This is a genomic window from Maribacter aquivivus (assembly GCF_900142175.1).
GTDB classification, from domain to species: Bacteria; Bacteroidota; Bacteroidia; order Flavobacteriales; family Flavobacteriaceae; genus Maribacter; species Maribacter aquivivus.
Genome location: NZ_FQZX01000001.1, coordinates 695043 through 708776, shown reverse-complemented (window position 1 = coordinate 708776; position 13734 = coordinate 695043). Strand labels below are relative to the sequence as shown.

Sequence of the window (13734 nt, the reverse complement as noted above, 5' to 3'; positions counted from 1 at the left end):
ATTAGTAAACGACAAAAATTATAGTAATGGATATATTGAAAGCAGCAACAGACTGGGCAAAGGCCGAACTTTTTTCAACACCGTTTTTCATGCTCTTCGGTTTGGCATTTTTAGTGGCAAGCTTCGGTTTTTGGCAATTAGGCAAGACCGATATGGCTAGAGCTTACATCTTACCCACCTTGGTAGCAGGTAGCTTACTTTTAATTATAGGATTGGGATTATTTTTTACCAACAAATCAAGAATTCCCCAATTTGAAAAAGCCTACCAAGTAGATGCACCGGCATTCGTGGCATCAGAATTAGCACGTGCAGAAGCTACTTTAAAGGAATATAATACTGTTGTTTTTAAAGCCATACCGATAATTATAGTGGTTTGTGCTCTGGTTTTATTATTTGTAAGTACACCTATTTGGAGGGCAAGCATGATCACCACTATAGCTATGTTAGTTGTTATTCTGTTGGTAGATGGTACGGCCCAAGCAAGAATTGACAGTTATAATAAGGAATTACAGTTGGCAGCTAAAGAAATGAAGAAATAATATGCAGCACTTTAAAACATTATCCGCTTATTTGGAATATCTAGAACTTCCTAGTCCGGAACACCCTATGTTAAGTGTATTTCCTGCAATAGGAGAAGGTTTTTTGCCATGCCATAAAGAAAGTTCGCCACCTATAACAAATGATTGTTATTCCATCAGTTTTAAAAAAATCATAAAAGGAGATTTAAACTACGGTAGAACAACCTATGACTTTACCAATGGTGTGCTATTTTTTATAGCACCTAGGCAGGTCTTACAATGGGATAATAGTGCTGTATTTGAGCAAAAAGGCTTCTCTATCAACTTTCACAAAGACTTTTTAAAAGGAACCGAGTTGGCGCATCAGATCAAAAAATACGGATTCTTTTCATATTCCGTCAATGAAGCGTTGCACCTATCTCCAAAAGAAGAAAAGCAGATAGCATCTATTGTAGCAAATATTGAAATAGAATACCAAAACAACCAAGATGAGTTCAGTAAAGACATCATTATTTCTCAACTAAGCACCTTGCTTAAATATGCTAATCGCTTTTATGAGCGACAATTTTTGAACAGAAAAGAACTTTCTACGAGTTTGTTAGAACAGTTTAATGAGCAATTATCCCAATATGTAGAATCTGGTCAGCTACAGAAGAACGGTATACCGAGTATAGAACAGATTGCAGATAAAATGGGAATTTCCCAGCGTTATTTGAGCGATACCTTAAAGAAAGAAACCGGAAAAACAACCACTGAGCATTTGCAATTGTTGTTAATTGATGAGGCCAAGAATATGTTGTTGCATCCCAGTAAAAGTATTGCTGAGGTAGCATATGAATTGGGTTTTGAATATCCGCACTATTTCTCAAGGTTGTTTAAAAAGAAAGAAGGTATAAGCCCAACGGCATATCGTGAGAAGTTTAGTGTGAATTAAAGTATAGGTATATAAAAAGCTAATCCGATACAGCATGAATTATAATAATAAAACATTTAGACCGGTAGCCAATACTAAGAATGGTGAAACTAGCCATGAAACCCTTTTTAAGTATACACAAAAAGATAATATACTTACCGCTAGTTATTGTGGCGGAGAAATACTCGAAGGGCATTTAATAGGGGTGGTATCTTTAGACGGTACTATTGACATGCGTTATCATCAGGTGAATATAAAAGGAGCGTTAATGACAGGTAGGTGTGTCTCTGTTCCCGAAATTATGGAAAACGGAAAAATAAGACTTCATGAAACTTGGCAATGGACTTCTGGCGACCAATCTAAAGGAAACTCGATAATAGAAGAAATATGATACTAGAAGTCGCCATATTATATGTTAAGCCAAATTTACAAGATAAGTTTGTAGCAGACTTTGCACTCGCTAGTGAATACATTCAGGCAATTGATGGATATTGTTCACATACCTTGCGTAAATGTATTGAGAATGATGGGCAATACATATTATTAGTAGATTGGATAGATGTTGAAAGTCATGAAATAGGCTTTCGAAAATCTAAAGGCTACCTAAAATGGAAAGAACTGTTACACGACTATTACGAACCATTTCCAACCGTAAACCATTATGAAACGGTTTTTGAAAACAAATAATTATTATAATTTTTATTGAAAAAGTATCAAGAAAAAGACAGGCAAACTATAACAATAGTTTGCCTGTCTTTTTTAATGTAATAATGGGTTATAATTCTTTATTCTTTCACCAACTCCTTACTCAATTCCTCAAGAGAAACCCCTTTTGTTTCAGGCATTTTGGTAATTGCCCAAATGAGTTGCAACACCATCATAGCACAGAAGAAGTAATAGATATACCAAACATGGTCTTTAAGAACACCTTGGGTAGCATCTAAGAAAAACGGAGTAATCAAAGTTATGATCGCAGCAAATACCCAGTGAACACTAACACCCCAAGATTGCCCGTATGCACGTACGCTGTTAGGGAATATCTCTGAGATAAATACCCAAATTACGGCACCTTGGCCAATGGCGTGAGAGGCAACAAAAGTACAAATGAAGATAATGGTAAGTGTAGATCCTAAATTCATTTGAAAACAGAGACCAACCATGATTAAACTAATAATGTAACCAATAGATCCAATGATGATCAGTTGGCGCCTACCCAATTTATCCAATAAACGAATACCTATAAAGGTAAATACGAGGTTTACGATACCAATGGCAATGGAATTGAAAAGTGATTCTTTACCACCAAGACCTGCTTGTTCCAAAATTTCTGGCGCGTAATACAGTACAAAGTTGATACCTGACAATTGATTGAAAAATGCTATAAAGAAAGCAAGCCAAAGTACTTTGGAGTATTTCTTTTGAAAAAGACTCTCACTTTTGGTGGAGTGTTGTAAATCGGTCTTTATCTCTGTCAATTGCAGAGCGGCTTTTTCTTTAGAGTGTATGATCTCTAATATTTTTAACGCGGCAGCATCGTCTTTTTTGTGCAATGCCAACCATCTTGGGCTTTCTGGAACTGTAAATACCATTATGGTATATATGAAAGCAGGTATGGCTTCAACACCTAGCATCCAACGCCAATCATTTGCACCATCAAATCCTTTTAGCAACCAGTTAGATACAAAGGCAAGTAAAATACCGAACACTAACCAGAATTGATACAATCCGCCTAGTTTTCCACGATTCTCTTTAGATGTAATTTCAGAAATGTAGATAGGTGCTGCAACAGAGGATATACCTACACCAACACCGCCAATAAAACGAAATACTGAAAAAGAGTAAGGATCTTGTGCTAATGCGGAACCTAATGCAGAAACGAAAAATAATATTCCCACCCATAATAAGGTCTTTTTACGACCAAGATTTTTTGTTGGGATACCACCAAAAAGTGATCCCGCAACGGTACCCCAAAGGGCCATACTCATGATAAAAGTTCCATGAAAAAGCGGAGAAGTGTTCCACAATTGCTTTATAGGTTCATTTGCTCCACTGATAACTACGGTATCAAATCCAAATAAAAATCCGGCGAGGGCCACGGTAATGGACCATACGATAATTCTGTTCATTGTTGAGTGTTAAGTTGTTGTTAAATATAATGAATGAAAACCACAAAATCGTAACCTTTTGGGTTAACAAGAAAATCAAAGAATTGGTAACTTGTGATAATTATAAAATTGAACGATGAAAGATTTGAAAAATAAAGTAGCCTACATTACGGGAGGCACTAAAGGTATTGGTTTTGCAGTTGCACAAACATTGTTAAACCAAGGTATGAGAGTTGCAATTAGTGGTAGATCTCAGGAAAGTGTAGACAAGGCACTTAAAGATTTTAATACTGATGCAGTTTTAGGAATTGTTTCTGATGTTGCTAAAATTGCAGATGAGAAAAATGCTGTCTCTAAAATTATGGACAAATGGGGTCAGTTAGATGTTGTTTTGGCAAATGCCGGTGTTGGTAATTTTGCGCCAATTGATCAAATGACCGAAGAGGAGTGGCACCAGATGATAGATATTAACCTAAGTGGAGTGTTTCATACGCTAAAGGCATCTGTAGAAAGTTTAAAGAAAACAGAAGGCTATTACATTACGCTGGCTAGTTTGGCAGGTACTAATTTCTTTGCGCAAGGTGCAGGGTACAATGCTTCTAAATTTGGTGTAGTTGGTTTTACGCAAGCTGCAATGTTAGATTTAAGACAATACGGTATTAAGGTTTCTACCATTATGCCAGGTTCTGTGGCAACACATTTTAACCATAATGAACCAGATGAAAAGGATGCATGGAAAATTCAGCCAGAAGATATTGGCGAATTGGTGTTGGATCTTTTACAAATGAACGAAAGAACCTTACCTAGTAAAATTGAGGTAAGGCCTACAAGACCAGATAAGAAATAAGCTTATACTTCTTTTTCTGTGAACGGAATGTCAGCATTACAGATTTCTGTAATTAGCTGACCAAGTATCTGCTCGAAATCAGAAATGACCTCATTAGTAATGATGTGATTTTTACTGGTTGATCGGGCAGATTCTTTTTGTGCAAATAACAACGTGCCTTCTGCAAAATTCTTCAAAGAGATAATACCTGCTTGAATAGATAGATTTTCTGTAGGATGTGTTTTAGAATACATTAATCCGTAGCAAAGCAACTGAAACGCTTTACTGAACTGATATTCTTCAGTCAAAATATCCCATTCTACAATTTCTACATTTCGGCGTTCTACTTTCCCTGTTTTGTAATCGATGATACGGGTAATACCGTCATATTCATCTACACGGTCTAATTTTCCTTTTAAGATGATAGGGAAATCTAATCCGGCGACTTCTAAAGGCACTGATAGTGCTTGCTCTAATGCAACAATGGAAATACTATGGTCCGCAAGTTCTTTTACCTCAACATCAATAAACGTTTGTATGTATTTAAGAATAACATGAAAAGAAATATAGTTTTTACCAGAACTGATGTTTCCATCTTTGAAGGTTTTTTCAAAATTCTGTGCTACAATCGTAGGTATACCTTTTCGAATTCCATTAAGTAAATCTGCTGTAAGGGGTTTACCAATTAAAGGTGTATACAGTTCTTCTAAACTATCATGAACAATGGTACCGAAAGTATTGGGCGCCAAGGTTTCTTCTACTTGCAATACCTCATTAATATTTAATAAATTCTGTTTGTAAAAATCTATAGGGTTTCTAATGTAATTGCTGAGTGAGCTAGGTGAAAAACCTTTTCTGGCTTTGTCTTTAATAAGGTCAACCAGTGAAATGGATTTTTCAACCTGTTCAATTTCTTTGGTAATAGGTTGTATAGTAGGTGTAGCTATAAATGATTTAATATTTGTTCTATTATCGTCAGTTAATAACTGTGTAATCAATCGGCTACGCTCGCCACCTTCCAATGCGTCTGGCTCCGTATTGTACAGTATATATACATTTTTGGCACGTTGTAATAAGCGATAGAAGTGATAGGTATAAACAGCATCTTTCTCTTTATAGGTTGGTAATCCGTTTTTGATTTTTAGGTCGTATGGAATAAATGAGTTGTTAGATTTACCCGATGGTAATACGCCTTCGTTAACAGAAGTAATAATTATAGTCTCAAAATCTAACAAGCGACTTTCTAGCATTCCCATAATTTGGATGCCTTCAATAGGGTTACCTTGAAAATCTAAAGTTTCTGAGCTTAATAGCTGTGAAAACAGATGTTTTAAACTTTTAAGATTATTGATATACTTAAAGCTGTTACAAAGGTCCTTTAGCTGATTGAATAGTGTAAAGAATTTATAAAGCTGTTCTAATAAAAGCGAATTTTCTTTTACCACGTCAATAACTCTTATAGCTTCAATAAGAGCTAAAAAATTATCTATAAGTCTATTCGGGTTATTCTTTACATCTTCAAACAGTAAGTTGATTGCTGCATTTTCTGGTAAAAGTTCGCGTATTTGTGTATTGGTAATGTATGACCAGTTATTTGTTTTAATTTTTGATATTAAACTGTCTGTAGAGACTTCATTTGCGTCAAATAAAAGTACGGCATATGAATGTGTCAAAAGATTAAGTAAGTGCTTGTAGAACCATCCTTTTTCTGTCTTTTGTTCATGAAACTCAATAAGGTTGGTGAAAAAGCTGGCCAAGGTGGTAGATGCTAACTTTTGACCCATGGTAATATTGGTAGCCGGTATATTATCTGGAATAGAATTTAATAACGGATTCAGTAATTCTTCATTACCAAGTACAATGGCTGCATTGCGTAACGCATCTGGCGAATCATTCTGAATTTTGTACAGTAAATCGCCCACATAATTTACTTGAGAGATGTTTTTAGGCACCCCAATAATTTCAATATGCTTTTCGGTATTGTAGTAATTGGTAAGTCCTGCAAGAGGTTTTCCCTTTAAAACATTCCATGTGCTTTGATAATTTCTTATAAAGAAACCAGCATCATGAATATTGTCTTGTAAAAAGTAGGGGTCAATATCCCAATAAATGTTAGCATCTGTTTTTTCAAGAATAGTCTGTATAAGAATACTCTCTGCAGTGTTCAAGGCATTAAAGCCAAGAAAAATGTGTTTCTTATTCGTGTTTTCAAGGTAATTAGGTAATTCTGCAACCGAGGTTTTATAGATGAGTCCCTGGTGACCAAGTCCCTGCTCTAATAATCTCCCATTAAATTGTTTGTAGATGTCTTCTAAATACCTCCAAAAATGAAGGTAGTTTTCAATCATTTCAGATTTATCAGGATTCAACGACCAATGGTTGACTTCCTGTATAGCGGCAACATTTTGGTATAGGGTAGAAGCGTCAACTAAGTAACGATCTATTTCATTAAAATCTTGTAATAATATTTGTCCCCATTTTAAAAAAGAATCGAAAGATTCCTTTTCATAATCACCCACTTTTAAATAGGCATTATAGAGTTCAAATAATTGTGTTGTAGTGTTTGCGGTGACAAGGTTAGAAACCTTTTCAATGAAATCTTCAATACTATAGATTTCAGGGGCAAGTACTGTTTGTGTAAGTGATTTTGATAGTATTTTTTTCAGAAATACACCCGCTCTTTTACTGGGTAGAATAAATACTACTTTACCAGTATCTGGGTTATTTTTTAAAACGTCTAGTACTACATCTTGTATAAAACTCTGCATATAGTGTAAAAATAAAAAAGCCCCGCAATATTGCGGGGCTTTTAGTTATTAAAACACTTAGGTTTTTATAAACTTATTTTACTAAGTTGATTTCTACCCTTCTGTTTTGAGCTCTACCAGCTCTTGTATTGTTTGTAGCCATTGGCTTAGACTCACCGTAACCTACAGCAGATAATCTAAACTCTTCAATTCCTTTGTCTACTAAGAATTCTTTTACAGAAAGAGCTCTTGACTCAGAAAGGCTTTGGTTTAATTTTTCGCTACCTACGCTGTCAGTATGACCTTCAACAGTAAACTTAGCGTTAGGGTATTCTTTAAGGATTGTGATAATGTCAACCATTACAGAAGTAGACTCAGCTTTGATAGAAGATTTACCAGTATCAAATAAGATAGTTCTAGCATAATCATTCAATTGCTTTTGAACTTCTTCAGTTACTTCAGGACAACCAGCGTTAGCTACTGTACCAGCAACATCTGGACATTGATCATCTTTGTCAAGTACACCGTCACCGTCTTTATCAGCCCAAGGACAACCTTTGTTTTCAGCAGGACCAGCTTCAGAAGGACAAGCGTCATCTTTATCAGCAACACCATCGCCATCAGCATCAGGACAACCAGCTAAAGCAGGAAGACCAGCTTCGTTAGGACAAGCATCATCTTTATCAGCAACACCGTCACCGTCAGCATCAGGACATCCGTTCATTTCTTTAGAACCAGCTTCGTTAGGACAAGCATCTTTGCTGTCTTCGATACCATCGCCGTCAGAATCAGGACAACCGTTGAATGCTTCAAGACCAGCAACTTCTGGACAAGCATCATCTTTATCATAGATACCATCACCGTCAGTATCAGTACCACCAAATTTAACTGAAATACCAGCTAAGTGTTGGAAGTGAGGAGCTAAGTAATCTTCGAAAGCATGCTTATAAGAAGATTGTAATGTAAGACCTAAGTTTTCAGTAAACCAGATATTAACACCAATACCACCATTTGCAGTACCAGCACCGATTTCATCGATCCAAGTATAACCACCACCGATCTCTACGAAAGGATCAATAACAGTTTGTCTTTTTATGATATCATATTTAATTGTACCATCTATAGCGTAGTGAGAAAGGTCGTCAACGCTAGTATCACCAAATTTGCTAATCTTGTTAAGAGAACCTCTAGCTCCAACAGAGAAACCATCTCCAATTGACTTAGATACTCCTACATAAGAGATAGAAGGTAAAATGTTCCAGTGATCGTTCACATTGAAGAATTCGTTACCGAAAGAACTTACATCCGAAGTTGGATATACGTCAATGGCATTAACCCCAAATTGCACTTGCCAAGGGTTATTCTCGTCTTGCGCTTGTATGCTGTTGATACCTACTACAAGTAGGGCAACTGCCAATAATTTGCTAAGATGTTTCATGTATTAAATTTTAAGTTTAAGTGTTTATTAGCTGCAAATGTAACTTGTTAAATATTATTAACAAAATCAATTTCCTATTTTTTTTAATGCATTTAATAGATTAAATATTGCATTTAAACGATTTTTAATTCTTTTCCGACTTCTGTAAATGCTTTGATGGCTGCATCTAAGTGTTCTTTTGTATGCGCAGCAGATAGTTGCACTCTAATGCGAGCCTTATCTTTTGGTACTACAGGATAGAAAAAACCAATCACATAAATTCCTCTTTCCAACAACTTATTTGCCATGTCTTGTGATAATTTGGCATCGTACAACATTACAGGTACTATTGCAGAATCTCCGTCAACAATGTCGAAACCTGCGTTTTTAATGCCTTTTTTGAAGTATGCAGTATTTTCTTGCAATTTATCTCGTAACGAAGTGTCGTTTTCTAACATATCAAATACCTTAATAGATGCCCCTACTATAGCTGGCGCTAAAGAGTTAGAGAACAAATACGGTCTAGATCGTTGTCTAAGTAATGTAATTATTTCTTTTTTACCAGTAGTGTAACCGCCCATGGCACCACCTAATGCTTTACCAAGTGTACCGGTAATAATGTCAATTCTGCCCATCACTCCTTTTTCCTCTAAGGTGCCTTTTCCTTTTTCACCTATAAATCCGGTAGCATGGCATTCATCTATCATAACTAAAGCATCGTACTTATCGGCTAGATCACAAATTTTATCTAGTGGAGCTACAATACCATCCATAGAGAACACACCGTCGGTAACAATAATTTTAAATCGTGCGCAGTCTTCATTCGCTTTAATAAGTTGTGCTTCTAAATCTTGCATGTCACTATTCGCATAACGGTAACGCTTTGCTTTACACAAACGCACACCGTCAATAATAGAGGCGTGGTTTAAAGAATCAGAAATAATAGCATCTTCTGCATTTAGCAAAGGTTCAAACACCCCGCCATTGGCATCAAAAGCAGCGGCATATAATATGGTGTCTTCTGTACCATAGAAATGAGCGATCTTTGCTTCTAATGTCTTATGTATATCTTGAGTACCACAAATAAATCTAACAGAAGACATACCGAAGCCATGCGTATCCATAGCATCTTTAGCCGCCTGTATAACATCTGGGTGAGATGAAAGCCCTAAATAATTATTAGCACAAAAATTGATAACCTCTTGCCCGGTATTGATTTTGATAACAGCATCTTGCGGAGAAACAATAATTCTTTCCTCTTTAAAGAGTCCGTCATTTTTAATGTTCTCAATTTCTTGCTGCAGATGTTCTTTAATTTTTCCGTACATATTCCTTTATATATAATCTAGTTCTATTTCAGTATTAATATACACAATGATCTTATGATCTATGGTGTAGCCCATATTTGAAAAACTCTGGGCATACGTATTTATTTGATGATGGTATTTTGGGTTTTGTTCGCCTGTCTTATAATCTATAATGGTAGCGTGGTTATTTTTAATCACCACCCTATCTGGTCTTTGAACCGTACCATCTGCCATTAATAAATCACGTTCATTTAGTACTTCAACATCATTCTGGTAAAATTGCGTCAAATCTTTATGAAAGATGACCTTTTTTACAATTTCCTTTATCCCGTTTACTTCTTGCTCTTTTATCAATCCTTTTTGTAGCGCCATTTGTACAGCTCTATCTAAATCTGTAGTTGTGAAAATAGCACCTAATATATAATGTATAACATTGCCTTGATTAATGGCAACATCTAAGCCTTCATCCCATAAAGTACCAGCTAATGCAAGTATCTTAAAATCCGGTCTATTTATGTTAGTATATATATAAGGTATAGTAAGTTGATCTGTACTGGTTTGTTTTTTAGATGTCTGTGGTATTAATTTACCAAAGTCGTATGATAGTTTGTCTTGTTGATATTCGCCTATACTCTTTAAAAAATGTATGAACAGACCAGAGTAACTATTGGTATTGTGTTCTCCTTTTCTGTCAAGTTTGTTGGCGCTAATAATAAACAGGGCATTAACCGCTCTTGTAAGCACTACATATAAAAGGTTGAAAGCATCTAGCTGCAATTTCTGATGGTCTATTTCATACAGCAATGATTCAAGTTCACCGTATTCTTGAACTTCTTGTTTTTTATTGATAAGTACTTCGGAAAAGCCAAGGAATTCTTCTTTGTTTACCGGAAGCCATAATTTTGGATCGATCTCTTCATACACGTTTGAATTTGCATAAGGGAAAATAACTACCGGAAACTCTAACCCTTTAGATTTATGAATGGTCATAATCTGTACCGATTCAATATTTTCGGGTGTGCTGATGCTTGCCGAGTTGCCTTTCTTGTCCCAATAATCTAAAAAGGACTGCATATCTGAGCCATATTTTTGCTCTACATCAAAAACGAGATCCATAAAAGCAGAAAGGTGAGCATCTGAAGTAGGGATAAGATCAAAGGTTTTTATGGCATAAGCCAATCCGTCAAAAACTGACGCTTGTCTTAGTTTAGATGCATCAAAACCATAAGATTCAAAAAGGTGCGAATTAAGTTTTCCTAAATTCTCATAGATATAGGCATGCTTATCATTTTTTCCTTCCGACAGAAAATTCAAAATCTCATATTGGATCTCTAGTTCTGTAGGTTGAACCATATACCTTATTAATTGTACCAAGAAAATAGCTTTGGCACTTTCACTAAGCAATAAGGAATCTGAAGAAACAACAGGAATTTTATGCTGCATTAAAAAATCTGCCAGCAGAAGACCATGCTTTTTCTTTCTTATAATAATACAGATATCGCTATAGGTATACCCTTGGCTTAAACATTGTTGAATAGTTGCCAATGTGTTCGCTGCATATTCTTCATCGGTGTCTTCTTCTAATAATGAAATATTTACGTAGCCACCTTCTTTCTGATTGGTTTCTTGTGTATTGCCAATTTTAAAGAATTCTTGATAAATGTCGTTCTCTAAAAACGGACTAATACTTTGAAAAAAGTTGTTATTGAAGTTAATGATCTCTGCATAACTTCTGTAGTTTTTTGGCAAAGTAACCAGGTCTGATTGAATGGTGAATGGGTGTGCTTGGTGTGTTGCCAATTCAAGAAATTGTTCAGCTTTACCACCACGCCATCTATAAATTGCTTGTTTTGGGTCGCCCACCAAAAACAAAGATCCTGTACCGCCTAATTCATCTTCACCCTCCATGGCGCTACCAATTAAAGGAATAAGGTTTTCCCATTGCATTTGCGAAGTATCTTGAAATTCGTCAATGAAATAATGACGATACTTTTCTCCAAGTCGCTCATAAATAAAAGGTGCAGGTTGGTCTTTGACCTCTTTTGCAATTAAGGTATTAAATTCAGAAATAGACAATTGGTCTTTTTCTTCTTGAATAATCTTCAGTTCTTTTTGTATCGCATTTAGTAACGCAAAAGGAATAATGTTTCTGTTGATGTTCGCATACAATCCCCTTTTATAAATAAGCTGTTTTATAGCTTGATAATGATGAAGTAGCTGAGGTGCTAATTCTGCTGGTGCATTTTTAACGGTGGCTTTTACTATTTTCCCCTCAATTAAATTATCCTCTAGTTTGTTATTGTAGAGTTGTGTAGGTGTAAAGTTGCCAGCCACTATTTTTTTAAAGTGATTTGGTAATGTTTCTCTAGGGAAATCTTTTAAATCTAAGCCAGATGAAGTGATTACGTCAAGAGCAGCAGTAGCAAGGTCTACAATTTTTTTCTCTAAAGTTTTGGTTTCTTTTTTAAGATGCGTTTGCAACTTTAGAAAATCTCCTAATTCTATTTCTTGTAAATGTTTTAAATGTTCGGCGTTGTTTTCATCAAATATCAGTTTACCGATTTTTAAAAGATCAAACCCAATATCCCAACTTCTGTCATCCTCAATTTTTTCAATGGCAAAATCTAAAAGTACTTTGGTAAACTCAGGGTCCTCACCAGCTTTACTAATAACACGCTCAACAGCTTCTTGTAAAAGTAGATCTACATCAAGAACAACCTCAAAATTCTGAGGGATCTTCAAATCTTTAGCGAAAGTTCTAATGAGTCTGTGGGTAAACTTATCTATGGTAGAAATATCAAAAAAGGCGTAGTTATGTAGTATTTGCTTTAAGCGAAGTTTGCTTAACGCTGGTAGTTCTTCAAAAGTATAACTGGTTTCGTTTAGGATGTCATTAAATAACGGATTGGCATCTTCCGTAGAAGTGATTTTAGAAAACTCGAACAGGCTGTTCAATATTCTATGTTTCATCTCATTTACTGCTTTGTTAGTAAATGTAATAGCTAATATTTTTCTGAAATTTTGCGGAGAGGCTAGTATAATTTTCAAGTAAACCTTAGCAAGAGCATAGGTTTTGCCTGATCCGGCAGAAGCATTGTATATGGTAAAAGAATTACTTGACACTGATTTTTACCGCAAATTAAGGATTCCTGTACAGTTCTTAACAAATTATTACATGAATATAAATGTTAAAATACGTAACTTTGAGATACAATTAATATTAATCTAAAAATACATAAATTATGGCTTTTGAACTACCAAAATTGCCTTACGCCTATGATGCTCTTGAGCCTCATATTGATGCAAGGACAATGGAAATACATCATACAAAACATCACCAAGGATATACATCTAAATTAAATGCTGCTATAGAAGGTACCGATCTTGCAGGGAAGTCTATAGAGGCTATTTTAACTGGCTTGGATATGAGCAATGGTGCGGTTAGAAATAACGGTGGTGGATTTTACAATCACTCATTATTCTGGACAATCTTATCACCAAACGGTGGTGGAAAGCCAAGTGGCGAATTAGCAACTGCAATTGATAGTGCTTTTGGTTCTTTCGAAGAATTCAAAAATAAGTTTACAACTGCTGCAGGTACAAGATTTGGTTCTGGTTGGGCATGGTTATGTGTTCATAAAGGGGGTAAAGTAGAAGTATGTTCTACACCAAATCAAGACAATCCATTAATGCCAGGAGTTGAATGTGGAGGTCAACCAATCTTAGGTTTAGATGTATGGGAACATGCTTATTACCTAAATTATCAAAACAAGAGACCAGATTATATTGAAGCATTTTTCAATATCATTAACTGGGATGAAGTTTCAAAAAGATACGCAAGTAACAAATAATAAAGAGTAGAAATATTCTTAACTATCTTGTAGGAAACCACTTATGAATT

The 13734-nt window shown here is 35.5% G+C and carries 11 protein-coding genes; 6 read left to right on the top strand and 5 right to left on the bottom strand.

The window, feature by feature from the left end:
• Positions 1–26: 26 nt before the first annotated feature.
• From BUC31_RS03055 to BUC31_RS03040, 4 genes are read left to right on the top strand one after another with little or no spacing between them, the layout of a single operon-like run.
• Positions 27–539 carry a hypothetical protein gene (locus BUC31_RS03055; RefSeq protein ID WP_073241149.1) on the top strand — a complete coding sequence of 171 codons (513 nt, stop codon included), beginning with the start codon at positions 27–29 and terminating at the stop codon, positions 537–539.
• Position 540: 1 nt separating this feature from the next.
• Complete coding sequence (locus tag BUC31_RS03050) at positions 541–1452, top strand: helix-turn-helix domain-containing protein (RefSeq protein WP_073241147.1); 912 nt, start codon at positions 541–543, stop codon at positions 1450–1452.
• A 34-nt stretch (positions 1453–1486) separates the two neighbouring features.
• Positions 1487–1822: an avidin-fold protein gene (locus tag BUC31_RS03045; RefSeq protein WP_073241145.1), complete on the top strand. Its 336-nt coding sequence runs from the start codon at positions 1487–1489 to the stop codon at positions 1820–1822.
• Positions 1819–2118 (top strand): antibiotic biosynthesis monooxygenase family protein, encoded by a 300-nt coding sequence (locus BUC31_RS03040; protein WP_073241143.1) that lies wholly within the window; start codon positions 1819–1821, stop codon positions 2116–2118. The genes BUC31_RS03045 and BUC31_RS03040 overlap by 4 nt, the downstream gene beginning before the upstream one ends.
• A 98-nt stretch (positions 2119–2216) precedes the next feature.
• On the opposite strand, the gene BUC31_RS03035 is transcribed toward BUC31_RS03040, so the two are convergent.
• Positions 2217–3557: a sugar porter family MFS transporter gene (locus tag BUC31_RS03035; protein ID WP_073241141.1), complete on the bottom strand. Its 1341-nt coding sequence runs from the start codon at positions 3555–3557 to the stop codon at positions 2217–2219.
• A 115-nt stretch (positions 3558–3672) separates the two neighbouring features.
• Here BUC31_RS03035 and BUC31_RS03030 point away from each other — a divergent pair, with 115 nt between their 5' ends.
• Positions 3673–4383: an SDR family oxidoreductase gene (locus BUC31_RS03030; RefSeq protein ID WP_073241139.1), complete on the top strand. Its 711-nt coding sequence runs from the start codon at positions 3673–3675 to the stop codon at positions 4381–4383.
• A gap of 2 nt (positions 4384–4385) precedes the next feature.
• Here BUC31_RS03030 and BUC31_RS03025 read toward each other — a convergent pair whose 3' ends face one another.
• The 4 genes from BUC31_RS03025 to BUC31_RS03010 all read right to left on the bottom strand — a co-directional run bounded on the left by BUC31_RS03025 (position 4386) and on the right by BUC31_RS03010 (position 12956).
• Entirely contained in the window at positions 4386–7130 is a 2745-nt protein-coding gene (locus tag BUC31_RS03025) for a PD-(D/E)XK nuclease family protein (protein WP_073241137.1), read from the bottom strand.
• Positions 7131–7203: 73 nt separating this feature from the next.
• Complete coding sequence (locus BUC31_RS03020; RefSeq protein ID WP_073241135.1) at positions 7204–8547, bottom strand: OmpA family protein; 1344 nt, start codon at positions 8545–8547, stop codon at positions 7204–7206.
• 113 nt (positions 8548–8660) lie between these two features.
• Positions 8661–9854 (bottom strand): glycine C-acetyltransferase, encoded by a 1194-nt coding sequence (kbl, locus tag BUC31_RS03015; RefSeq protein WP_073241133.1) that lies wholly within the window; start codon positions 9852–9854, stop codon positions 8661–8663.
• Positions 9855–9860: 6 nt separating this feature from the next.
• Positions 9861–12956, bottom strand: coding sequence for a UvrD-helicase domain-containing protein (locus BUC31_RS03010; RefSeq protein ID WP_073241132.1), 3096 nt, complete (start codon positions 12954–12956; stop codon positions 9861–9863).
• Between the two features lie 119 nt (positions 12957–13075).
• On the opposite strand from BUC31_RS03010, the gene BUC31_RS03005 reads away from it, so the two are divergent.
• Complete coding sequence (locus BUC31_RS03005; RefSeq protein ID WP_073241130.1) at positions 13076–13684, top strand: superoxide dismutase; 609 nt, start codon at positions 13076–13078, stop codon at positions 13682–13684.
• Positions 13685–13734: the final 50 nt, after the last annotated feature.

Excerpts from the sequence above, each read along its gene's own strand:
- BUC31_RS03040 (WP_073241143.1), top strand. The coding sequence starts at position 1,819 with ATGATACTAGAAGTCGCCATATTATATGTTAAGCCAAATTTACAAGAT.
- BUC31_RS03030 (WP_073241139.1), top strand. The coding sequence starts at position 3,673 with ATGAAAGATTTGAAAAATAAAGTAGCCTACATTACGGGAGGCACTAAA.
- BUC31_RS03025 (WP_073241137.1), bottom strand. The coding sequence starts at position 7,130 with ATGCAGAGTTTTATACAAGATGTAGTACTAGACGTTTTAAAAAATAAC.
- BUC31_RS03055 (WP_073241149.1), top strand. The coding sequence starts at position 27 with ATGGATATATTGAAAGCAGCAACAGACTGGGCAAAGGCCGAACTTTTT.
- BUC31_RS03050 (WP_073241147.1), top strand. The coding sequence starts at position 541 with ATGCAGCACTTTAAAACATTATCCGCTTATTTGGAATATCTAGAACTT.
- kbl (WP_073241133.1), bottom strand. The coding sequence starts at position 9,854 with ATGTACGGAAAAATTAAAGAACATCTGCAGCAAGAAATTGAGAACATT.
- BUC31_RS03045 (WP_073241145.1), top strand. The coding sequence starts at position 1,487 with ATGAATTATAATAATAAAACATTTAGACCGGTAGCCAATACTAAGAAT.
- BUC31_RS03005 (WP_073241130.1), top strand. The coding sequence starts at position 13,076 with ATGGCTTTTGAACTACCAAAATTGCCTTACGCCTATGATGCTCTTGAG.
- BUC31_RS03035 (WP_073241141.1), bottom strand. The coding sequence starts at position 3,557 with ATGAACAGAATTATCGTATGGTCCATTACCGTGGCCCTCGCCGGATTT.
- BUC31_RS03020 (WP_073241135.1), bottom strand. The coding sequence starts at position 8,547 with ATGAAACATCTTAGCAAATTATTGGCAGTTGCCCTACTTGTAGTAGGT.